Raw genomic sequence first — 21,477 nt, 5'->3', positions numbered from 1 at the left:
GTAATGCTGGGCTTTGGCCGAATTAGACCTTGGCTACCCTTGACGGCGCGGCGGTTAGCGCGCATCGCGCACTCGATTTCGGGTCATCCGGAACCGCACTTTCGCGCCGATTATGCAACGATCGCGTCGTCGCGGGAATGCCCCGATGGATGGCTCTTGGCCAACGGCAGGAGGTACGACACTTAGCCATGACCCAGGTCGGACAGGATACGCTCGGAACCCGCAGCACGCTGAGCGTGGGCGGCAAGGACTATGCCTACTATTCGCTCCGCAAGGCAGCGGCGAAGTTCGGGGACATTTCCCGCCTGCCCTTCTCGATGAAGGTGCTGCTGGAAAACCTGCTGCGCTTCGAGGACGGCGGCTTCACCGTTTCCACCGACGACGTGAAGGCGGTGGTGGACTGGCAGAAGAACCCCAGCGAATCGTCGAACGAGATCCAGTACCGCCCGGCGCGCGTGCTGCTGCAGGATTTCACCGGCGTGCCCTGCGTGGTTGACCTTGCCGCGATGCGCGATGCGATCGCCACGCTGGGCGGGGATACCAGCAAGATCAACCCGCTGGTGCCGGTCAACCTGGTGATCGACCACTCGGTCATGGTCGACGAATTCGGCCACCCCAAGGCGTTCGAGGAGAACGTCGAGATCGAATATCACCGCAACATGGAACGCTATGACTTCCTCAAGTGGGGTTCCAAGTCGCTCAACAACTTCTACGCCGTGCCCCCGGGCACCGGCATCTGCCATCAGGTCAACCTCGAGAACATCGCGCAGACGGTGTGGACCAGCACCGACCAGAACGGCGCGACGGTGGCCTATCCCGACACCTGCGTCGGCACCGACAGCCACACCACGATGATCAACGGCCTGGGCGTGCTGGGCTGGGGCGTCGGCGGCATCGAAGCCGAAGCGGCGATGCTGGGCCAGCCAGTCTCGATGCTCATTCCCGAAGTGGTCGGCTTCAAGTTCACCGGCCAGCTGCAGGAAGGCGTGACCGCCACCGACCTGGTGCTCACCGCCACCAACATGCTGCGCAAGCATGGCGTGGTTGGCCGTTTCGTCGAATACTACGGTCCGGGCCTTGCCGGCCTGACGCTGGCCGACCGCGCCACGCTGGCCAACATGGCACCCGAATACGGCGCGACCTGCGGCTTCTTCGGCATCGACGAAAAGACGCTGGACTACCTGCGCCTGACCGGCCGCGAGGAAGCGCAGATCGCGCTGATCGAAGCCTATGCCAAGGAGCAGGGCTTCTGGATCGATCCCTCGGTGGAGCCGATCTTCTCCTCCACGCTCGAACTCGACCTGTCGACCGTGGTGCCTTCGCTCGCCGGCCCCAAGCGCCCGCAGGACCGCGTTTCGCTGCCCGACGTGGACGACGTGTTCAACAAGGACATGGCCGAAACCTACAAGAAGGCCCACGCGCGCGTGCCGGTTGAAGGCAAGGACTTCGATCTGGGTGACGGCGACGTGGTGATCGCCGCGATCACGAGCTGCACCAACACCTCGAACCCGGGCGTGCTCGTGGCCGCCGGTCTCGTCGCCAAGAAGGCCGACGAGCTGGGCCTCAAGCCGAAGCCCTGGGTCAAGACCAGCCTTGCTCCCGGATCGCAGGTCGTCACCGACTATCTCGAACGTGCCGGGCTGCAGCCGCACCTCGACAACGTCGGCTTCAACCTCGTCGGCTATGGTTGCACCACCTGCATCGGCAACTCCGGCCCGCTGGCCGATCCGATCAGCAAGGCGATCAACGAGAACGGCCTCGTCGCCAGCGCGGTGATCTCGGGCAACCGCAACTTCGAGGGCCGCGTCAGCCCCGACGTGCGCGCCAACTTCCTCGCCTCGCCGCCGCTGGTCGTGGCCTATGCGCTCAAGGGCACGGTGATCGAGGACTTCGTCACCACCCCGATCGGCACCGGCAAGGACGGGCAGGACGTGTTCCTCAAGGACATCTGGCCGACCAACGAGGAAGTCTATTCGACGATGGCCGGTTGCATGGACCGCGCCATGTTCCAGGCCCGCTATGCCGACGTCTACAAGGGCGACAAGCACTGGCAGGCGATCAACGTCACGGGTTCGGAAACCTACCAGTGGCGCGCCGGTTCGACCTACGTCGCCAACCCGCCCTACTTCGAGGGCATGTCGATGACGCCGGCTCCGGTGCAGGACATCATCGAGGCCAAGCCGTTGCTGGTGCTCGGCGATTCGATCACCACCGACCACATCAGCCCCGCCGGCAACATCAAGGCCGATAGCCCCGCCGGCCAGTGGCTGCTGGAGCACCAGGTCTCGAAGGCCGACTTCAACAGCTATGGCGCGCGCCGTGGCCACCACGAAGTGATGATGCGCGGCACCTTCGCCAACATCCGCATCAAGAACGAAATGGTGCCGGGCGTCGAAGGCGGCTTCTCGAAGTTCAATGGCGAAGTGCTGCCGGTCTATGACGTGGCGATGAAGTACAAGGCCGCCGGTACGCCGATGGTCGTGATCGCGGGCAAGGAATACGGCACCGGTTCCAGCCGAGACTGGGCGGCCAAGGGCACCAACCTGCTGGGCGTGCGCGCGGTGATCGTCGAAAGCTTCGAGCGCATCCACCGTTCGAACCTCGTCGGCATGGGCGTGCTGCCGCTGCAGTTCAAGGATGGCGCCACCCGCCAGTCGCTGGGCCTCACCGGTGACGATACCTACACGATCAAGGGCGTGGCCAACCTCCAGCCGCGGCAGGACGTGGAAGTGGAAGTGACCCGGCCCGACGGATCGACCTTCAGCTTCACCGCGCTGTGCCGCATCGATACCGCCAACGAAGTCGAATACTTCATGAACGGCGGCATCCTGCACTACGTGCTGCGCAAGCTGGCGGCCTGACCGCCGCGCCGGCTGTTCCCGGCCTCCTTGCGAGGCCGGGGCTGCACTGCACTAGCATGACGTGACAAGAAGAAGGGCGGCTCCCCTTGCGGAGGCCGCCCTTCCCTTTTCCCGGACCGTGTGGAGGCTACGGGAAAAGTTCCCGTGACGTAACGATGGTGTCAGGCGGCCTTGGGCCTGGTGAAGCGCCGGCGCGCGACCAGCGCGGCCGCGGCCGCGCCGAACAGCAGGACCATCGACGGTTCGGGCACTTCGGTGCCGCTGGACGTCGAGGATGAGGTGCTGCCGTTCGAGGACGACGAGGTGGAACTGGAGGTCGACGAAGACGTCGACGAGCCGGTCGACGTGGACGTGGACGACGATGTCGAGGAACTCGTCGAGCTGGAGGTCGAAGACGACGTCGACGAGCTGGTCGAGACGTTGCCCGACGAGGTCGAGGTCGAAGAGCTGGTGCTGACGTTGCCCGAGCTGGTCGAGACGTTGCCCGACGAGGTCGAGGTCGACGAACTGGTGCTGACGTTGCCGGAACTGGTCGAGACATTGCCCGACGAGGTGGAAACGTTGCCCGAGCTGGTGCTGACACCGCCGGTCGATGTCGAGACGTTGCCGCTCGAGGTCGACGTCGAGGTGGAGACGCCGCCGGTGGAGGTCGAGACGCCACCCGACGTCGAAGACGTGGACCCGCCCGAGGTGGAGGTAGAGCCACCCGAAGTGGAGGTGGACCCGCCCGACGTGGACGACGATCCGGTGCTGGTGGACGAGACGACCACGCTGCCGCCACCGCCGCCGCCGCCGAAGAAGCCCCCGAAGAAGCCGCCGCCGAAACCGCCGATCGGGCCGCCGCCGATCACCACCGGCACGCCGCCACCACCGCTGACCGGCTGGGGCGGCATCGGCGGCATATAGGGCACGGGCACCATGGCCATCTGCTGCGCGGGCGCCTCGCAGGTCCGCGTGGTGGTGGTCCGCACGATCTTGCGGGCGCGATGCACTTCGCGCGGGGCACGGTGCGCGATCTGGCGCGGCGCGCGCTTGGCCTGTTTCACCTTCACCGGCTTGACGTGGTGAATTTCGCCCGAGGAGGGGGCTTCTGAAACGTGCACTGCGCCGCCACCAAGAATGGCGCCGCCCGCCGCGCAGGCTGCAAGTTTCGCCAAGGCCATCCGAACCGACATGATCGTTGCTCTCACTTGTTCCCCGAGGAAGCCCGATAGCATGACGGCGTTAACAGCCTGCTTCGCCCTTCCTGACGTGTCGAACAACGCAGATGAATCGCCCCGCGACAATGGCGTTAACCGGGTTTCGGGCATGAAAAATGCCCAAAGATGTCCCGTTTCCGACGCCGCGGTTAACTCTGTCCCAAACTGGAACCGAATCCCGGCAGGCCGTTACCCCGATCGGACGTGCGCGTTTACTTGCCGCTGTCGAACAGGTCGGGAAGCGAACCGGTGGGGGGCGTCAATCCAAGGTGCTGCCAACCGCGATCGTTGAGGCAGCGCCCGCGTGCGGTGCGCGCGACGAGGCCGAGCTGGATCAGGTACGGCTCGATCACTTCCTCGATCGTGTCGCGCGGTTCGGAAAGGCCGGCGGCCAGCGTTTCCACGCCCACCGGCCCGCCCTTGTAGATGTCGGCGATCATGGTGAGGTAGCGGCGGTCCTGCGCGTCCAGCCCCAGCGAATCGACTTCCAGCCGGGTGAGCGCCGAATCGGCCATGGCGCGCGTGATCGTGTCGGCGCCCGCCACTTGCGCGAAATCGCGCACCCGGCGCAGCAGGCGGCCGGCGACGCGGGGCGTGCCGCGCGCGCGGCGGGCGATCTCGGTGGCGCCGTCCCGGTCGATGCCGATGCCGAGCAGCCCGGCGCCGCGCGTCACCACGCGTTCCAGTTCGGCCACGGTATAGAACTGCAGGCGCACCGGGATGCCGAAGCGATCGCGCAGCGGGGTCTGCAACAGGCCCTGCCGCGTGGTCGCGCCGATCAGGGTGAAGGGCGGCAGGTCGATCCGCACCGACCGGGCGGACGGTCCTTCGCCGATGATGAGGTCTAGCGCGCGGTCCTCCATCGCCGGATAGAGCACTTCCTCAACCACGGGATTGAGACGGTGGATCTCGTCGATGAACAGGACGTCACCATGTTCCAGATTGGTGAGCAGCGCGGCGAGATCGCCCGCCTTGGCGATGACCGGGCCGGAGGTGGCGCGGAAGTTCACGCCGAGTTCGCGCGCGACGATCTGCGCCAGCGTGGTCTTGCCCAGGCCCGGCGGGCCGAAGAACAGCACATGGTCCATCGCCTCGCGCCGCATCTTGGCGGATTCGATGAACACGCGCAGGTTCTCGCGCGCGGCTTCCTGCCCGGTAAATTCGGCGAGCGACTTGGGCCGCAACGCGGCGTCCGGGTCTTCGTCCTGCCGCGCGGCGGAGAGGAGGGGGTTATCGGTCATGTGCTCGACTGCCGCATCGCGAGACGGGTGTTCATCGCGATCACCCCGCCGCCCGCTTCAGCGCGACGCGCACGAGGTCGTTCAGGCCGGCGTCCTCGCCCAGTTCCTTCAGCGCGGCGGCGACGGCGGTGCTGGCGACGGCGGGTTTGAAGCCCAGGTTCTGGAGCGCGGAAATGGCGTCGGCGCTGGCGGAGCCGGCGGGCAGGGGCACAGCCTCTCCGCCAGGGCCAAGGGGCGAGGCATAGCCGGCCAGACCGCCCGCCTTGTCCTTCAGTTCGTTGACGATGCGCCCGGCGAGCTTCGGCCCCACGCCATTGGCCCGCGCGACCATGGCGCTGTCGCCATTGGCGCAGGCACGCTGCAATTCCTCGACCGACAGGGCGGACAGGATCGCCAGCGCGACCTTGCTGCCCACGCCCTGCACGGCCGTCAGCAGGCGGAACCACGCCCGTTCGCCCGCGCTGGTGAAGCCGATCAGCCGCTGGTCGGTTTCGCTCACCTGCATCTCGGTATGGACCACGACCTTGTCGCCCCGGATGCCGAGATGGGTGAGCGTCTTGGCCGAGCAGTGGACGAGATAGCCGACGCCGTTCACGTCGATCACGGCCCAGTCGGGGCCGGTGTCATCCAGGGTGCCGGTGAGCTTGGCGATCATGGTTTGTTCCTATGGCAGGATTGTTCGCCGCGCACCAGCCCCTGATGCGTGACGCTTCCTGCCACCGGTGATCGCTACTCTCAGTGCAGCACGCCGGTCCGTTTCATGGACGATGCGTACCACAGCAGCAACAGCAGTACGCCCCAGATCAGGGCGGTGAAGATCGCCATCGCGGTGCCGCTCATTTCCGGCGGCCGCTCGGTCATTATCTGGTAGCCTTGACTGACGGCCAGCCCCAGCAAGGACAGCCCGAACGCCGGCACGGCGTGGCGCGATCGCGCGATCAGCAACAGCGAACCCGCCAGCGAACCCCACACGCCCAGCGCCCAGAAGCCCGTGAGCCAGGCGGGCATGGCATCGAGATAGGCCAGCGTATCCGGCGTCAGCTGCGCCATAGCCACCGGATCGCGCGTGACCGTGCGAATGTAATCGAGACAGCCGAAGCTGTTCCACAGCAGGCTGATGACGCCGACCACCCACAGATGCCATGGCGCGCCCAGACGTCTTTCTTCGAGCGGTTGCCGTTCTTCGACAGATACCATGCGCCTCTCCCCATAAGGCTGCTGGCGCATGATACCATCATCGAACCATCCGTCCAAGCGCGAGTCCGGCAGCATCAGAGCCGTTCGATCCGGCGCGCCGCCTCGTCGAGGATGTCGGCGATCTGGTGGGCCACCCCATCGTCGAGGCCGCCCATCAGGCGCTGGCCGAGCGCCACCTTGAGGTTGTGCATCGCCCGGCGCACCGGCGGGCTGCTGTGCCGCTGGCGCTGTTCGCCGAACGCCTTGAGTCGTTCGACCAGCGCATCGGCTTCGGCCGCCTTTTCCGCCAGTTCCGCGCGCCCGCCCTCGGTCACGGTGAAGGCCTTGCGCGATCCTTCGCCGGCCACTTCGGCCAGAAGGCCTTCGTCCACCAGCAGGCTGAGCGTGGGATAGACGACGCCGGGGCTGGGGGCGTATTCGCCGCCGGTCAGTTCCTCGATCGCCTTGATCAGTTCATAGCCGTGGCGATCCTGTTCGGCCACGAGGCGCAGCAGCACCAGCCGCAGTTCGCCGCCGGCGAACATCCGCCCGCGTCCCCTGCCGCCGCCGCGACCGCCCCGGCCGCCCGATTCGTCATCCCAGCCGCCAAAGCCGCCGCCGAAATCGCCGAAACCCCGGCCGAACGGACCGCGTCCGCCCATCATCATCTTCATCATGCCACGCGCGGCGAAACCGCGTCCGTGGTTGCGGCCGTGATCGAGGCCGCAGCGGTGTTGTTCGTGTCGCAATGTCTTTACTCCGTATATCACGATGCGTCTAAGATATATCTTATTGAATGTTGCGCAAGAGCGGGGATGAAAAATTTTTGCGGCGCGCTATCTGCCCCCCATGCGGGTTACGCCCTATCACGAACGCAGATGACCGACCTGTTCGCCTCTCCCCCGGCCGATCCGCCACCATCGGAGCCGCGCGACGACGGGCCGCTGGCCGACCGCCTGCGCCCGCGCACGCTGGCCGACGTGATCGGGCAGGAACACCTGACCGGGCCGGAAGGCGCGATCGGGCGGATGGTGGCGGCAGGCAAGCTTTCCTCGATGATCCTGTGGGGGCCGCCGGGCACCGGCAAGACCAGCACCGCGCGCCTGCTCGCCGATGCCGTGAACATGCGCTTCGTGGCGATCAGTGCGGTCTTCTCGGGGGTGGCCGACCTGAAGAAGGCCTTCGCCGAGGCCGAGGCGATGGCGCTCACCGGCCGCCGTACGCTGCTGTTCGTGGACGAGATCCACCGCTTCAACCGCGCCCAGCAGGACGGCTTCCTGCCGTTCGTGGAAAAGGGCACGGTCACGCTGGTCGGCGCGACTACGGAGAATCCCAGTTTCGCGCTCAACGCCGCGCTGCTCAGCCGCGCGCAAGTGCTGATCCTGCACCGGCTGGATGCCGCCGCGCTCGGCGAATTGCTGCGGCGCGCCGAAGAGATCACCGGCCTGCGCCTGCCGCTGACCGGCCCCGCGCGCGAGGCGCTGGTCGCGTCGGCCGATGGCGACGGGCGCTTCCTGCTCAACCAGGCGGAAACGCTGTTCGATGTCTCGCTGACCGAACCGCTCGATCCCGATGCGCTGTCGAAGTTCCTGATGCGCCGCGTGGCGGTCTACGACAAGGACCGCGACGGGCATTACAACCTGATCTCCGCGCTGCACAAGGCGCTGCGCGGATCGGACGCGCAGGCGGCGCTCTATTACCTCGCGCGGATGCTGACGGCGGGCGAGGAGCCGCTCTACGTGCTGCGCCGGCTGGTCCGATTCGCCAGCGAGGATATCGGCCTGGCCGACCCGCAGGCGCTGGTCCAGTGCCTTGCCGCCAAGGACGCCTATGATTTTCTCGGCAGCCCCGAAGGCGAACTGGCCATTGTCCAGGCCTGCCTCTATTGCGCCACGGCGCCCAAATCGAACGCGGCCTATGTCGCGCAAAAAGAAGCCTGGAAAAGCGCGAAGGAAACGGGATCGCTGATGCCGCCGGCCAATATCCTCAACGCGCCGACCCGGCTGATGAAGGACATCGGCTATGGCAAGGGCTATGCCTATGACCATGACGCGGAAGACGGCTTCTCCGGCGCCGACTACTGGCCGGAAGGCATGGGGGCGCAGCACTATTACCGCCCAGTGGAGCGCGGTTTTGAAAGACAGGTGCGCGAACGGATGGATTGGTGGGAAAGGAAAAGGCGTGAACGTCGGGAAGGCTAGCATCCTTCTGGTGATGGCAGGGACGATGGTGACGCTTGCCGGCTGCGGGCAGGACGCGACGCCAGCCCCGCGTCCCGCGCAGAGCGCCACGCCCGCCGCGACTGGTGCGCCGGCGCTGATGGCCTCCGCCACGCCGTCACCGGCTCCGTCAGCGTCGCCGTCGCCCTTGCCTTCGCCCGAGAGCACGCCCGTGCCGCCCGCTTCCGCGCCGTCTGCTTCCGCCACGCCCGCGCCCGCTTTCCCGCCCTGCGCCGAAGTGCCGCGGCGGGGCCGGTACTTCCCGGACAAGCCGGTGATGATTCCGGGCGCGCTGCATGCGCTGGTGATCGGCGGGACCACCCGGCTCAGCGTGAAGACGCTTTCGGGCCGCACGCTGTGCGTCAACATGTACGGCATGGCGCAAGCGCGCGACTTCCGCATCAGCGAGGACCTGCGGCTTCTGGGCTTCTGGTGGACTGGTTACGAGGCCGACGGCTACAAGGTGATCGATCGCATCGGCCATGGCCGGGTGATCGAAACCGTCTCGCGCCCGCTGCTTTCGCCGGGGCACAAGCGCTTCGCCGCGATCCAGTTCAGCGATGCCAGCTTCGGCGGCATCGAAGGCGTGCGCGTGTGGGAAGTGGGCAAGCGGCAGGTGGTGCGCGTTGCCGATGTCAGCAACAAGGGCGGGCTTTACGGCAATTCCTGGCGCCTGCTGCGCTGGGCCGACGATTCGTGCCTGGTGCTGTCGATGATGCCGTTCGACCGCGATGTCGGCCCGCGCCGGCGGATGGAACTGCGCCTGCTGAAGAACGATTTCGCGTTCACCGAGATCGAACCCGGCCACGCCGGCTGCGCCCCGCCCGAAGAGGAAGACAAGGCCCGCCCCGGCAAGACGGGCGTCCACAAACCGGCCGGCAAGAGCAGGACAGGCCACGGCAGGACGCGACACGGCAGGGCGTGAAAGGGCGTTTCCGCCATTTCGCCGCGATCGACTGGTCCGGTGCGGCGGGTGAGCGCCACAAGGGCATCGCCGTGGCGCTGTGTCGTGAAGGCAGCGCGGCGCCGGTGCTCGTGCGCGAAGGCCATCGCTGGTCGCGCGCGGAGGTGCTGGGCTGGTTGCTGGGGGATCTGCCATCCGATACGCTCGTTGGCATGGACTTGGGCATGTCGCTGGCGTTCGCGGATGCCGGCGCGTTCTTTCCCGGCTGGGCGGAAAGCCCAGTCTTTGCGCGCGATCTCTGGCGGCTGGTCGATCGGCTCTGCGCGGAGGAACCGCACCTTGCGGTCGGTGCCTTTGTCGATCACCCGGAACTGGCGCGGCATTTCCGCCGCCACGGCGGGCGCGAAGGCGATCGCTTCCGCCTGCCCGGCGCGGCGGACGGGCGTGGCCGCTTCCGCGTGACCGAGCAAGAACAGGCACGGCTGGGGTGCAAGCCCTATAGCAATTTCAACCTCGTCGGTGCGGCGCAAGTGGGCAAGTCGAGCCTTTCGGGGATGCGCCTGCTGCACCGGATGGAGGGGCGCTTGCCGGTCTGGCCGGTCGACCCGCTGCCCGCCGGCGGATCGGTGCTGGTCGAAATCTACACCACGATCGCCGCCATCGCCGCCGGCCGCAGTGCCGCCCGTTCAAAGATCCGCGACGGAGCGGACCTCGACACCGCGCTCGCCGCTTTGGGCAGCGCACCCGCCGGGCATCGGGGCGCGATCGACGACCATCGCAGCGATGCCTTGCTCACCGCCGCCTGGCTGCGCGCGAATGCCGGCCGCGCCGAACTCTGGGCGCCCGCTCTGCTGACCGATGCCATCGCGCGAACGGAGGGCTGGACCTTCGGCTGCCCTTGAGGCTAGGGAGACCGCGACGCTCAGGCGCGCCGGCTTAGCACAGTGGTAGTGCAGCGGTTTTGTAAACCGAAGGTCGGGGGTTCGAATCCCTCAGCCGGCACCATTTCATCGTCCAGCGCTGTTCGCGCAACTCCTCTGCCTCACTCAACCGCCTCGCGCAGGACCGCGATGCCTTGCTCCCTTTGCGCTTTCAACTCGCGCTTCAGCACCGCCGGGTCGCGCGCGAAGACGAAGCCGAAGCTGACGCCGCCGTGCTTGCCGATCGTCGCGTGGTGCAGCTTGTGGGCCTGCACCAGCCGTCGGGCATAGCCGCGCCGGGGCACCCAGCGGAACCAGCGCTGGTGGACCAGGCCATCGTGCACCAGCGTGTAGATCACGCCATAGACCAGCACGCCGATGCCGATCCAGGTGGCCGGCGCCCACGCCTCAGCCCCGCGCACCAGCGGGCTGCCCAGGGCGAAAAAGGTGATCGAGATCGCCGCGCCGACCAGCGCGTATAGGTCATTGCGTTCGAAAAAACCGTCGTGCGGCTCGTGATGATCGCGGTGCCAGCCCCAGCCGAAGCCGTGCATCACATACTTGTGGCTGCTCCACGCAAGGCCTTCCATGGCGATCACGGTGGCAAGGACGATCAGCGTGGCGGCAAGCGTGGTCATGACCGTTTCCATACCGCCCGACGCGACAGTTCGCGACACTTTCTTGCAGCGCTGCGACGCGCATTTTCCGGCCATTCAGGCACTTGGGGGCAGGAACGGCGTTGTGCGGAAGAGACCGCAGACTGAAAGGACCGAAGCCATGAAGAAGTTCATTCTCGCCGCCCTCATCCCCGCCGCGCTGGCCGGTGCGGCCGCGCCCGCGCTCGCGCAGCCGATGCCGCCGCGGCACAACGATGCCTGGGCGCTGACGCCGGCGCGCAATGCCGAAATCCGCTCCGACATCCAGCGTTTGCGCGCCGACATCGATCGCGCCCAGGCCCGCCGCACCATCTCGCCGCGCGAGGCCAGCGGGTTGCGCCGCCAGGCCGCCGATATCCAGCGCCAGTATGCCGCGTTCGCGCGCGGCGGGCTGGACCGCAACGAGGTGCGCAGGTTGCAGGACCGCGTGAACGACGTCCGCGCGCACTTGCGCATGGAACGGCGCGACTGGGACGGCCGTCGCGGCTGATTGATCGACTTTCCACCGCGCAAGAAAATTTCGTAATCTAACCTTCCGGCGCGCCTCTTCCCGCTTGAAATGCGGCAGGGGCGCGCCTAACCGCCTTGCATGACCAGCAATCCGCGCACGCTTTACCAGAAAATCTGGGACGCCCACGTCGTCGAGAGCCGCGACGACGGCACCAGCCTGATCTACATCGACCGTCATCTCGTGCACGAAGTGACCAGCCCGCAGGCGTTCGAGGCGCTGCGCGTATCGGGCCGCACGGTGCGCCGTCCCGACCTGACGCTGGCGGTGCCCGATCACAACCTCCCCACCACCGCGCGCCGTGATGCGCAGGGGCGGCGCATTCCCATCGCCGATCCCGAAAGCGCCTCGCAGCTGGCCGCGCTGGAGCGCAATGCGCCCGAATTCGGCATCCGCCTGATCGGGGACGCCGATATCGAGCAGGGCATCGTCCACGTCGTCGGGCCGGAGCAGGGCTTTTCCCTGCCAGGCGCGACGATCGTGTGCGGGGACAGCCACACCGCCTGCCACGGCGGGCTGGGCGCGCTGGCCTTCGGCATCGGCACGTCGGAAGTCGAGCACGTTCTCGCCACGCAGACGCTGCTGCTCAAGCAGTCGAAGTCGATGGAAGTGCGCGTGGACGGCGATCTGCGTCCCGGCGTTTCGGCCAAGGACGTGGTGCTGCACATCACCGGCGTGCTGCGCGCGGCGGGCGGCACCGGCTATGTCATCGAATATACCGGATCGGCGATCCGCAGCCTGTCGATCGAGGGCCGGCTTACCGTGTCCAACATGGCGATCGAGCACGGTGCGCGCGCCGGGCTGATCGCGCCCGACGAAAAGACCTTCGCCTACATCAAGGGCCGCTCCTATGCGCCGCAGGGCGCGGACTGGGACAAGGCCGTGGCCTGGTGGCAAAGCCTCGCCACCGATCCCGGCGCGCAGTACGACAAGGTCGTGGTGATCGACGCGGCCGACATTGCGCCCAGCGTGACCTGGGGCACCTCGCCCGAGGACGTGCTGCCGATCAGCGGCATTGTTCCCGCACCGGAAAGCTTCGATGACCCGTCCAAGCAGGACGCGGTGCGCGCGAGCCTGGCCTACATGGGCCTCGAACCCGGCCAGCGGCTCGATTCGATCCCCGTGGAGAACGTGTTCATCGGTTCGTGCACCAACAGCCGGATCGAGGACATGCGCGCCGCCGCTGCCGTGCTCAAGGGCCGGAAAAAGGCGGATAATGTGCGCTGGGCGATCGTCGTGCCCGGCTCCGGCCTGGTCAAGAAGCAGGCCGAGGACGAAGGGCTGGACCGCATCTTCATCGATGCCGGTTTCGAATGGCGCGAGCCGGGCTGTTCGGCGTGCCTTGCCATGAACCCGGACAAGGTGCCGGCCGGCGAACGCTGCGCCTCCACCTCGAACCGCAATTTCGTCGGCCGCCAGGGGCCGGGCGCGCGCACGCACCTCGTCAGCCCGGCGATGGCGGCGGCGGCGGCGGTGACCGGCCATCTCACGGACGTTCGCGAACTCGTCTGACGGGGCGGGGGAATGAGCCGCAAGGCGTCGTTCCCGCCCGTCGCGTCCCCCGCCACGCGGGTGCTGGTGCTGGGCAGCCTGCCGGGCGAGGCCTCGCTGGCTGCCGGGCGCTATTACGCGCATCCGCTCAACCAGTTCTGGCGCCTGATCGGCGGCGCGATCGGGCAGGACATTGCCGCGCTCGATTACGACGCGCGGCTGGCCGCTCTGCTGGCGGCCGGCGTGGGGCTGTGGGACACGATCGGTTCGGCCCGGCGCAGCGGCAGCCTGGACGGTGCGATCCGCGATGCGGAGGCCAACCCGCTGGCCGCGCTGATTGCCGGTCTGCCGAACCTGCGCTGCGTGGCCTTCAACGGCGCGATGTCCGCGCGGATCGGCCGGCGCGCGCTGGCGGAACTTGACCGCGTGGCGCTCGTTCAGCTTCCGTCCAGCAGTCCGGCCTATTGCAGTGTCACCTTCGCGCAGAAGCAGGCCGAATGGTTGAAGCTGCGGGATTTTCTGGCGGAAAATCCGCCGGGGTGAGGTTGCAAATCGATGACGGTCCGTCACATTGGCCGCGCATCAAGGAGTTTGGTTTCGTGACGACGAAGAAGACGGACTGGACCGGCAAGGCGGCCATGGCGGGCGCGGCGATCGGATCGGCGGCGCTGGCGGCGGCTTTGCTCTATGCCTCGCGGCGCAAGGAAAGCGCCGAGGCGGGCAAGGCGAAGCCGACGCCCCCGGCGGACCCCGTCGAAACCGACTGACGTTTCGGGTCTTGCGGGGCGCGCCCGCGCAGGTATAGCGGCGCTATGGAACCGGTCAGCCAGATTGACGGACGGGCGATCCCGTTCGGCCGCAAGAACGTCGATACCGACATCATCATTCCCGCCCACTGGTTGAAGACCATCAGCCGGGACGGGCTGGGCCGCGGTGCGTTCGAAGCGCTGCGGCAAGACCCGGACAACCTGTTCGACAGCGCTGAGTTCGCCGGCTCGCCGATCCTGATCGCCGGTGACAACTTCGGCTGCGGTTCCAGCCGCGAACACGCGGCCTGGGCGTTGCTCGACCTTGGCATCAAGGCAGTGATCGCGCCATCGTTCTCCGACATCTTCTCGGGCAACGCTTTCAAGAACGGCATCCTCACCGTGGTGCTGCCACAGGAACAGGTCGATCGCCTGCTGGAAGTGGCGAAGACCGATCCGATCCACATCGATCTGGAAGCGCAGACGGTGACCACGCCGTTCCAGGACCGTTTCCGCTTCGAGATCGATCCGTTCCGCAAGCATTGCCTGATCAACGGGCTGGATGAAGTGGGGCTGACGCTGGCGCGCGATACCGCGATTTCGGCGTTCGAGAGCACCGTGCAGGCTGAACGTCCGTTTCTGGCGCGGGGAACCGGCGTCGCGGCCTGATTTGCGGCTGGACGTCGGGTTCGTTTAACGGATCGCTTAAACCCTCTTCCCTTCACTGGTGAAACTTGCTTGCATGGGCGGGCGAGAACCGGACGGCCTTTCCGCATCCGGCAACGAATGGAATTGGGAGATACCGATGAAGGCCTTGCGCACCCACGCCGTTGGCGGTCCCGAAACGCTGACGCTGGACGATGTGTCCGATCCCGTGCCGGGCGCGGGGCAGGTCGTGGTGGCGATGAAGGCCTGCTCGATCAACTTCCCCGATACGCTGATGATTCGCGATCTCTACCAGTTCAAGCCGGAACGGCCCTTTGCGCCGGGCGGGGAACTGGCCGGGGTGATCGACGCGGTGGGCGAAGGCGTGACCGGCTGGAAGGTGGGCGACCGCGTGATCGCCATGGTTGGCAACGGCGGCCTGGCCGAGAAGGTCCGGGTTGAGGTCGGCCGGCTGTTCCCGCTGCCCGATGGCGTCGATTTCGCCACCGGCGCGTCGCTGCTGATGACCTATGGCACGACTTATCACGGCCTGGTCGATCGCGGCCATATCAAGGCGGGCGATACGCTGCTGGTGCTGGGCGCGGCGGGGGGCGTGGGCCTTTCCGCGATCGAGCTGGGCAAGGCGTTCGGCGCGCGCGTGGTCGCGGCCGTTTCGAGCGAGGAAAAGGCCGCCGTCGCGCGCGAGGCGGGTGCGGACGATGTGGTGATCTATGGCCGCCCGCCGTTCGACAAGGCGCAGTCGAAGGACCTCGCCGAAAAGTTCAAGGCGGCCTGCGGCCCCAATGGCGCCAACGTGATCTACGACATCGTGGGTGGCGATTATTCGGAACCGGCGCTGCGTTCGATCGCGTGGGAAGGCCGCTTCCTGGTTGTCGGCTTCCCCGCCGGCATCGCGCGTCTGCCGCTGAACCTCACGCTGCTCAAGTCCTGCGACGTGTGCGGGGTGTTCTGGGGCGCGTTCACCGCGCGCGAGCCGAAGAAGTTCGCGGAGCAGGTGGCCGAACTCTTCGCCATGCTCAAGGCGGGCAAGATCAATCCCCGCGTTTCCGCGCGCTTCCCGCTGGAAAGGGGTGGAGAAGCGATCGCCGTGCTGGAAAACCGGCAGGCCGTGGGCAAGGTCGTGGTGACGACGGAATAGCGTGGCCTGCTAGGCTCCCGACCCTAGCGCCGGCTTCCGTAGGCCGGGATGCCCAGCTTCCAGTGGATCGCCGCGCCGCGCAGGCCGAAGCCGGCCAGCGCGGCGACCGGCCAGACCAGCCCGTCGGGCAGGTTCGCGATCCGGCCCAGCACGCAGAGGCCGGAGGCGAGCGCCGCCGCGGTTACATAGAGCTCGGGCCGCATCAGGATCGAAGGGCGGCCGGCCAGCACGTCACGGATGATCCCGCCCACGCAGCCGGTGATAACGCCCATCATCATCGCCGGCACGGGCGAGACGCCATAGGCCAGCGCCTTGACGGTGCCGAGCACGGCATAGGCGCCCAGTCCGGCGGCATCCGCCCATTCCAGCGCGCGCCCTTCCCACCAACGGTGCGGGGTGAACCACGCGACCAGCGCCACCACGAAGCACACCGGGGCGACCGACGGATCGCGCACCCAGAACACCGGCGCGCCGATCAGCAGGTCGCGCACCGATCCGCCGCCCACTCCCGTCACCAGCGCGAAGAATGCCATGGTGACGAAGGTCTGCCGCAACCGCGCCGCAAGCAGCGCGCCGGTCAGCGCGAAGACCGCGATCCCGGCCAGATCGAGAAAGCCGAGAATCGCGGGCAGCGCGGGCGCGGCCAGGATCGGGGAGGCGATGGTGGAAACGGCGGGGAGAGGCATCAGCGCAGCAACTGGCCGATCGCGATGGCCATGGCAATGCAGCCCCGGTCCGCGTGGCTCGGGCCGATTACCTGCATCCCCACCGGCAGGTGCTCGGCAGCGCCTACCGGCAGCACGGTGGCAGGCAGACCGGGAAATGTCGCCGTCCCGGCATAGGCCAGCACGGCATCGACGGAAACGGGCGCGCCGTTCACCAGCAGCGTCCTTTGCGGCATCGGCGTATCGTCATGCCGGAAGGCGGGCACGGCGCTGGGCGCCATCAGGACGAAATCATAGCTGTTGAACAAGGCGGCCCACGCCCGCTGGTTGCGGGCCTGCGCATCGCACAGCGCAAACCAGTCGGCCGCACTTGCTACCTGTCCTTGTGGCCCCGGAGCGCCTTTGAACAGCGCGATCTGCAGCATTCGCATGTAGGTGTCGTGCTGCTCGGCCAGATCGGGCAGCAGCGCGCTGCGCCGGTCCACCGCCGCGCCCGCCGCTTCCAGCGCTTCGACCACGGCTTCGATCGGCGCGCGCACGGCGTCGTCCACCGGGCAAAGCGGGTGATCCTCCAGATAGAGGAAGCGCGCGCCGCCGATGGCGCGCTCGCGTCGGACCAGCGGCCGGTCCAGCGTCACGTCGAGCAGCAGCGCCAGATCCTCGCCGTTCCGCGCCATGGGGCCAACCACGCCGAGGGCGATGTCGTGCCCGTCGGTGCCGGGGAACTCCTGCCCTTGCGATGTCACCACCCCCCACGTGGTCTTGTGACCCCAGACGCCCGAAAAGTGCGACGGCACGCGTATCGATCCGCCGATGTCGCTGCCGTATTCCGCTGGCACCATGCCGGTTGCCAGAGCCGCAGCGGCCCCGCCGGAGGATCCGCCCGGTGTTCGCCCGGCATCGTGCGGGTTCACGGTGCGACCATAGACCTCGTTGGCGGATTGCCAGTCGGCGAGGTAGGGTGGCACGTTAGTCTTGCCCAGCAAAACCGCGCCTGCGCGCTTCAGCCGCCGCACCACGGCGGCATCGCGCGGCGCAACATAATCGCGGCAGGCGGGCAGGCCCCAGGTGGTGGGAAGGCCGTCCACGTCGAAGCTTTCCTTGATCGTCATCGGCACGCCGAACAGGGGCTGATCGCCTTGCGGGCCGGTTGCGGTCAGCGATTTCGCCCGGTCCCGGCTGCGGTCGAAATCGCGCACGACCACCGCGTTGATCGCCCCGTCCAGCGCTTCGATCCGCGCGATCGCGGCGTCCACCGCTTCGAGCGGTGACAAGGCGCCGCGCGCGATCATGGCTGCCAGCGCCGTTACGCCGGGTTCGTCTGTCAGTTTCGGAACCATTGCTCTCCCTCGTTTGTCCGTTCCGCAGTCAACCCGCCTGCCGCAATTCTTCGGCCAGTGTGTGGACCAGTTTGCCCGCCGGCAAGGACCGCGCAAGGCGAGTGCCCTGTCCGGCCCATTGCGCGCCGAAGCCGGCTTCGTCCCATGTCTTGGCAGCCGCGTTCAGCGCTTTGCCGGCATCGTACGCGATCGGATAGGCCGGAGCGGTCAGGCCGCAGCTTTCCCCCCAGGTGGTGAAGCGGTTGGCCAGACCGCGCGCCGGGCGGCCGGAGATGGCGCGGGTCATCACGGTCGGCCGTCCTTCGGCCAGCGCCGTGCGGTAGCCGGCGTCGGCCGCGCTTTCGGGGCAGCCGACGAACGCGGTGCCCAGCTGCGCCGCCACCGCGCCCAGCGCCAGCGCGGCGCGGATACCGGCGCCGTCCATGATGCCGCCCGCCGCGATTACCGGCAGGCCCGCGCGCCGTGCCAGCAGGCGGGTCAGCGCCAGCGTGCCCAGTTGCTCGTCCGGCGCGTCGGGATCGAACATGCCGCGATGCCCGCCGGCCTCGAACCCCTGCGCCACCACCGCATCAATGCCCGCCACGCGCGCCGCATCCGCTTCGGCCAGCGAGGTGGCGCTGGCCAGCAGCAGGCATCCGGCCTGTTTCAGCGCGGCGATGCGGTCCGCTCCGGGCAGGCCGAAGTGGAAGCTGACCACGGCGGGGCGTGCCTCCACCAACGCGGCCAGCATGGCGTCGTCCTCGGCGAAGCTGCGGTAAATCTCGCGCAGCGCGGTCGGCGGTTCCGCGCCGAATTCACGGAACAGTGGCGCCAGCCCGTCGCACCACGCCGCCTCGTGCGCGGGATCGGCCGCGGCCGGCGCGTGGACGAAGACATTGACGTTGAATGGGCGGTCGGTGCGGGCCTTCAGGTCCGCGATCATCGCCCGCGCGCCGTCCGCGTCGGTCGCGCCGACGGCGATCGAGCCGAGGCCTCCGGCGGCATTGACCGCCGCCGCCATCGCCGGGGTGGAGACGCCCGCCATCGGTGCCTGGATGATGGGATGGGCCAAGCCCAGCTGCGCGACGAGTCCGGTCATGGACGGGAGCTTAGGCTATCGCTTGGTGGCGCGCCATATTCCGGTCTTGTCGCAGGTCTATCCTGGCGGAATATCGGTGGCGGTCCCGGCAACCGCGTGATGGCCGGCGTGCGGATCGCATTCTGAGACGACCGCAAAATAAGGCCCGGTGCGGGGGAGCACCGGGCCTTCCAGGGTCAGGCGTGCGCTGTTGTCCAGCGTCGGGGGGTCAGAGTTTGCAGCCCATCGCGGAATAGGTTGCTTTGGCCTGTTCCGAAGCGGCCTTGCACGATTGCGCGAGCGCCGCCTTGTCCTGGATGGAAGCCCACGAGGCTTTCGACTGCTGGATCGCCTGCTCCATCGCCGCGCGCTGGCTTTCCGGCACCTTGTCCTTGATGCAGGCCATGACCTTGTTGAGATAGTCATCGCATTCGGCAACGCCGGTCATGCCGTCGGCGGGCTTGCTCGCGGCTGCGCTCTCGCCGGTAGCGCTGGAAGCCGTGGCGTCCTTCTTGGCTTCGGAGCAGCCCGCCAGCAGAGCGACGCCAGCAAGAACGACAACTATTTTCTTCATGTAACGATCCCCGGTTCCCGTGATTGACCCTGATTCTATGGGGCGGGTCCGGGGGCATCAATCGGGCGATTGGCCGGGAACGGATGTATGCCGATTACATCCGGATCGTCGGTTTGGGGATACCGGAATACCGCTGTTTCGACGCACGACCACGCGGTTTGCGTGACACGTTTTTACATGGCGGCAGGCGCGCGCGTCAGATTTCGAGCTGGCTGCCCAATTCGATCACGCGGTTCGATGGCAGGCGGAAGAACTGCATCGCGCTTTCGGCGTTGCGCACCATCCATGCGAACAGCTTTTCGCGCCAGATCGCCATGCCGGGGCGCGATGACGGGATCAGCGTCTGCCGGGCCAGGAACCAGCTTGTCTCCATCGGTTTGAACGGACCACCAGCGCGATCCTCGACGGTGAGTTCCGCCGGCAGGTCGGCTTCGTCCATGAAGCCGATATGCACGATCATGCGGTAGAATCCGTGGCCCAGGTCTTCCAGTTCGCGGCGCTTTTCCGCCGGGACATGCGGCACGCCCTCGGTCACGACGGTCAGGATCACCACGCGTTCGTGCAGGATGTGGTTGTGCTTCAGATTGTGGAGCAGCGCGGGCGGAATGCCATCGGCGGTGGAGGCAAGGAAGACCGAGGTGCCGGACACGCGTTTCACTTTCGCCACGACCGAGCCAACGAACAGGTCGAACGGCATGGTGTCCTCGGCCAGCCGGTCGCGCACGATGCGCCGCCCGGTGGCCCAGGTGGACAGCAGGGTGAAGGTGATCGCCGCGACCAGCAGCGGGAACCAGCCGCCATCGGGAATCTTGGTGACGTTGGAGGCGAAATAGGCGCCATCGACGATCAGGAACGCGCCGGTGACCAGCGTGGCCAGCGCCGGGTGCCATTTCCATACCGCGAACGTCAGCACGCCCAGCATGCAGGCGGTGATGAACATGGTGCCCGTCACCGCGATGCCATAGGCGGAGGCAAGGTTGCTCGATGTGCGGAAGCCCAGCACCAGCAGGATGACCAGCGCCAGCAGCAGCCAGTTGACCAGCGGTACGTAGATCTGCCCGGCCGCGCTCGCGCTGGTGTGGCGGATGCGGATGCGCGGCAGGAAACCCAGTTGCACCGCTTGTTGCGAGATCGAGAACGCGCCCGAAATCACGGCCTGGCTGGCGATGATCGTGGCCAGCGTGGCCAGGATCACCAGCGGCAGCCGCGCCCAGTCCGGCGCCATCAGGAAGAACGGGTTTTCCACCATGGCCGGGTTCTTGAGCAGCAGTGCCGACTGGCCGAGGTAGTTTATGAGCAGGCAGGGAAAGGCCACCCACAGCCACGCCACCATGATCGCCTTGCGGCCGAAGTGGCCCATGTCGGCATAGAGCGCTTCGGCCCCCGTCACGGCCAGCACCACCGAGCCGAGCGCGAGGAACGCGAGCGCCGGATCGATCAGGAAGAAGCGCAGCGCATGGATCGGGTTGACCGCGCCCAGCACTTCGGGCGCCTGCGCGATGTTGGCCACGCCCAGCACCGCCAGCACGGCGAAATAGACCAGCATCACCGGGCCGAACAGGCGGGCGACCACCGCCGTCCCGCGCGACTGGATGGCGAACAGCGCGATCAGGATCGCGATCGAGATCGGCAGCACCAGTTCGGCGAAGGCTTCGTGGACCACGGTCAGCCCTTCGACGGCGGACAGCACCGAAACCGCCGGCGTGATGATCGCATCGCCGTAGAACAGTGCCGTGGCGATCAGGCCCAGCACGGTCATCCCCACGCTCCAGCGCCCGGCTTCCATGCGGCGGCCGATCAGCGCCAGCAGCGCCAGGCTGCCGCCTTCGCCCTTGTTGTCGGCCTTCAGGATCACGAACACGTACTTGATCGTGACGATCAGCATCATCGTCCAGAAGATCAGCGACAGCACGCCGAAGATGTGCGCCCGGTCCACGGCCAGCGGATGGTGCCCGATGAAGCTTTCCTTCAGCGCATAGAGCGGCGAGGTGCCGATATCGCCGAACACCACGCCGATGGCGCCCACCGCCAGCGTCGCCAGCCCCTCGTTGGGATGCGCGCCGTGTTGCGAAGAATTTCCGGATTCGTCCATGGGTCGGCCCGTTAGTCGCGTCGA

The 21,477-nt window shown here is 67.4% G+C and carries 22 protein-coding genes and 1 tRNA gene; 12 read left to right on the top strand and 11 right to left on the bottom strand.

Features of this window, described 5'->3' with window-relative positions; translation table 11 throughout:
• The first annotated feature begins 188 nt into the window (after positions 1-188).
• Positions 189-2,861 carry an aconitate hydratase AcnA gene (gene acnA, locus NMD1_RS05665; protein WP_125954012.1) on the top strand — a complete coding sequence of 891 codons (2,673 nt, stop codon included), beginning with the start codon at positions 189-191 and terminating at the stop codon, positions 2,859-2,861.
• Between the two features lie 161 nt (positions 2,862-3,022).
• On the opposite strand, the gene NMD1_RS21465 is transcribed toward acnA, so the two are convergent.
• Positions 3,023-3,097, bottom strand: a complete 75-nt coding sequence (locus NMD1_RS21465; RefSeq protein ID WP_233497389.1) for a hypothetical protein — start codon at positions 3,095-3,097, stop codon at positions 3,023-3,025.
• Positions 3,098-3,116: 19 nt separating this feature from the next.
• Here NMD1_RS21465 and NMD1_RS21460 point away from each other — a divergent pair, with 19 nt between their 5' ends.
• A complete protein-coding gene (locus NMD1_RS21460; protein ID WP_233497374.1) occupies positions 3,117-3,767 on the top strand; it encodes a hypothetical protein in 651 nt (216 codons plus the stop codon).
• 505 nt (positions 3,768-4,272) lie between these two features.
• Here NMD1_RS21460 and ruvB read toward each other — a convergent pair.
• From ruvB to NMD1_RS05640, 4 genes are all read right to left on the bottom strand, one after another.
• The gene (gene ruvB / locus NMD1_RS05655) at positions 4,273-5,301 is read right to left on the bottom strand and encodes a Holliday junction branch migration DNA helicase RuvB (RefSeq protein WP_125954011.1); all 1,029 of its coding nucleotides are present in this window, start codon (positions 5,299-5,301) and stop codon (positions 4,273-4,275) included.
• Between the two features lie 40 nt (positions 5,302-5,341).
• The gene (ruvA, locus tag NMD1_RS05650; protein ID WP_125954010.1) at positions 5,342-5,956 is read right to left on the bottom strand and encodes a Holliday junction branch migration protein RuvA; all 615 of its coding nucleotides are present in this window, start codon (positions 5,954-5,956) and stop codon (positions 5,342-5,344) included.
• A gap of 80 nt (positions 5,957-6,036) precedes the next feature.
• Positions 6,037-6,498, bottom strand: a complete 462-nt coding sequence (locus NMD1_RS05645) for a hypothetical protein (protein WP_124808200.1) — start codon at positions 6,496-6,498, stop codon at positions 6,037-6,039.
• A 74-nt stretch (positions 6,499-6,572) separates the two neighbouring features.
• Positions 6,573-7,226, bottom strand: coding sequence for a PadR family transcriptional regulator (locus NMD1_RS05640; protein WP_371431952.1), 654 nt, complete (start codon positions 7,224-7,226; stop codon positions 6,573-6,575).
• 129 nt (positions 7,227-7,355) lie between these two features.
• Here NMD1_RS05640 and NMD1_RS05635 point away from each other — a divergent pair, with 129 nt between their 5' ends.
• The 4 genes from NMD1_RS05635 to NMD1_RS05620 all read left to right on the top strand — a co-directional run bounded on the left by NMD1_RS05635 (position 7,356) and on the right by NMD1_RS05620 (position 10,605).
• A complete protein-coding gene (locus NMD1_RS05635; RefSeq protein WP_124808202.1) occupies positions 7,356-8,678 on the top strand; it encodes a replication-associated recombination protein A in 1,323 nt (440 codons plus the stop codon).
• A complete protein-coding gene (locus NMD1_RS05630) occupies positions 8,659-9,621 on the top strand; it encodes a hypothetical protein (RefSeq protein WP_124808203.1) in 963 nt (320 codons plus the stop codon). Before NMD1_RS05635 ends, NMD1_RS05630 begins: the two co-directional genes overlap by 20 nt.
• Positions 9,618-10,502, top strand: coding sequence for a hypothetical protein (locus NMD1_RS05625; RefSeq protein ID WP_124808204.1), 885 nt, complete (start codon positions 9,618-9,620; stop codon positions 10,500-10,502). The genes NMD1_RS05630 and NMD1_RS05625 overlap by 4 nt, the downstream gene beginning before the upstream one ends.
• 28 nt (positions 10,503-10,530) lie before the next feature.
• A tRNA-Thr gene (locus NMD1_RS05620) sits at positions 10,531-10,605 on the top strand.
• Positions 10,606-10,642: 37 nt separating this feature from the next.
• Here the strand turns inward: NMD1_RS05620 and NMD1_RS05615 are convergent.
• Positions 10,643-11,158, bottom strand: a complete 516-nt coding sequence (locus NMD1_RS05615) for a sterol desaturase family protein (protein ID WP_124808205.1) — start codon at positions 11,156-11,158, stop codon at positions 10,643-10,645.
• Between the two features lie 139 nt (positions 11,159-11,297).
• Between NMD1_RS05615 and NMD1_RS05610 the strand changes: the two genes are divergently transcribed.
• The 6 genes from NMD1_RS05610 to NMD1_RS05585 all read left to right on the top strand — a co-directional run bounded on the left by NMD1_RS05610 (position 11,298) and on the right by NMD1_RS05585 (position 15,725).
• Entirely contained in the window at positions 11,298-11,666 is a 369-nt protein-coding gene (locus NMD1_RS05610) for a hypothetical protein (protein ID WP_124808206.1), read from the top strand.
• Positions 11,667-11,765: 99 nt separating this feature from the next.
• Positions 11,766-13,196, top strand: coding sequence for a 3-isopropylmalate dehydratase large subunit (gene leuC, locus NMD1_RS05605; protein ID WP_125954009.1), 1,431 nt, complete (start codon positions 11,766-11,768; stop codon positions 13,194-13,196).
• 12 nt (positions 13,197-13,208) lie between these two features.
• Positions 13,209-13,718 carry a DNA-deoxyinosine glycosylase gene (locus tag NMD1_RS05600; RefSeq protein ID WP_125954008.1) on the top strand — a complete coding sequence of 170 codons (510 nt, stop codon included), beginning with the start codon at positions 13,209-13,211 and terminating at the stop codon, positions 13,716-13,718.
• A gap of 56 nt (positions 13,719-13,774) precedes the next feature.
• Positions 13,775-13,942, top strand: coding sequence for an LPXTG cell wall anchor domain-containing protein (locus NMD1_RS05595; protein ID WP_124808209.1), 168 nt, complete (start codon positions 13,775-13,777; stop codon positions 13,940-13,942).
• Positions 13,943-13,987: 45 nt separating this feature from the next.
• The gene (gene leuD, locus NMD1_RS05590) at positions 13,988-14,590 is read left to right on the top strand and encodes a 3-isopropylmalate dehydratase small subunit (RefSeq protein WP_125954007.1); all 603 of its coding nucleotides are present in this window, start codon (positions 13,988-13,990) and stop codon (positions 14,588-14,590) included.
• A gap of 136 nt (positions 14,591-14,726) precedes the next feature.
• Complete coding sequence (locus NMD1_RS05585; protein WP_125954006.1) at positions 14,727-15,725, top strand: NADPH:quinone oxidoreductase family protein; 999 nt, start codon at positions 14,727-14,729, stop codon at positions 15,723-15,725.
• Positions 15,726-15,748: 23 nt separating this feature from the next.
• On the opposite strand, the gene NMD1_RS05580 is transcribed toward NMD1_RS05585, so the two are convergent.
• The 5 genes from NMD1_RS05580 to NMD1_RS05560 form a co-directional block, all read right to left on the bottom strand.
• Positions 15,749-16,411 (bottom strand): trimeric intracellular cation channel family protein, encoded by a 663-nt coding sequence (locus NMD1_RS05580; protein ID WP_125954005.1) that lies wholly within the window; start codon positions 16,409-16,411, stop codon positions 15,749-15,751.
• The gene (locus NMD1_RS05575) at positions 16,411-17,730 is read right to left on the bottom strand and encodes an amidase family protein (RefSeq protein WP_125954004.1); all 1,320 of its coding nucleotides are present in this window, start codon (positions 17,728-17,730) and stop codon (positions 16,411-16,413) included. The genes NMD1_RS05580 and NMD1_RS05575 overlap by 1 nt, the downstream gene beginning before the upstream one ends.
• Positions 17,731-17,758: 28 nt before the next feature.
• The gene (locus NMD1_RS05570; protein WP_125954003.1) at positions 17,759-18,808 is read right to left on the bottom strand and encodes a nitronate monooxygenase family protein; all 1,050 of its coding nucleotides are present in this window, start codon (positions 18,806-18,808) and stop codon (positions 17,759-17,761) included.
• 208 nt (positions 18,809-19,016) lie between these two features.
• Positions 19,017-19,361, bottom strand: a complete 345-nt coding sequence (locus NMD1_RS05565) for a hypothetical protein (RefSeq protein WP_125954002.1) — start codon at positions 19,359-19,361, stop codon at positions 19,017-19,019.
• Positions 19,362-19,557: 196 nt separating this feature from the next.
• Positions 19,558-21,453 carry a potassium transporter Kup gene (locus NMD1_RS05560; RefSeq protein WP_125954001.1) on the bottom strand — a complete coding sequence of 632 codons (1,896 nt, stop codon included), beginning with the start codon at positions 21,451-21,453 and terminating at the stop codon, positions 19,558-19,560.
• Positions 21,454-21,477 lie beyond the last annotated feature (24 nt).

Origin of the sequence: Novosphingobium sp. MD-1 (assembly GCF_001014975.1) — a bacterium.
In the GTDB taxonomy this organism is placed as follows: domain Bacteria; phylum Pseudomonadota; class Alphaproteobacteria; order Sphingomonadales; family Sphingomonadaceae; genus Novosphingobium.
The sequence above is the reverse complement of the archived record's forward strand: the minus strand, read 5'-3'. Positions and strand labels throughout refer to the sequence as shown.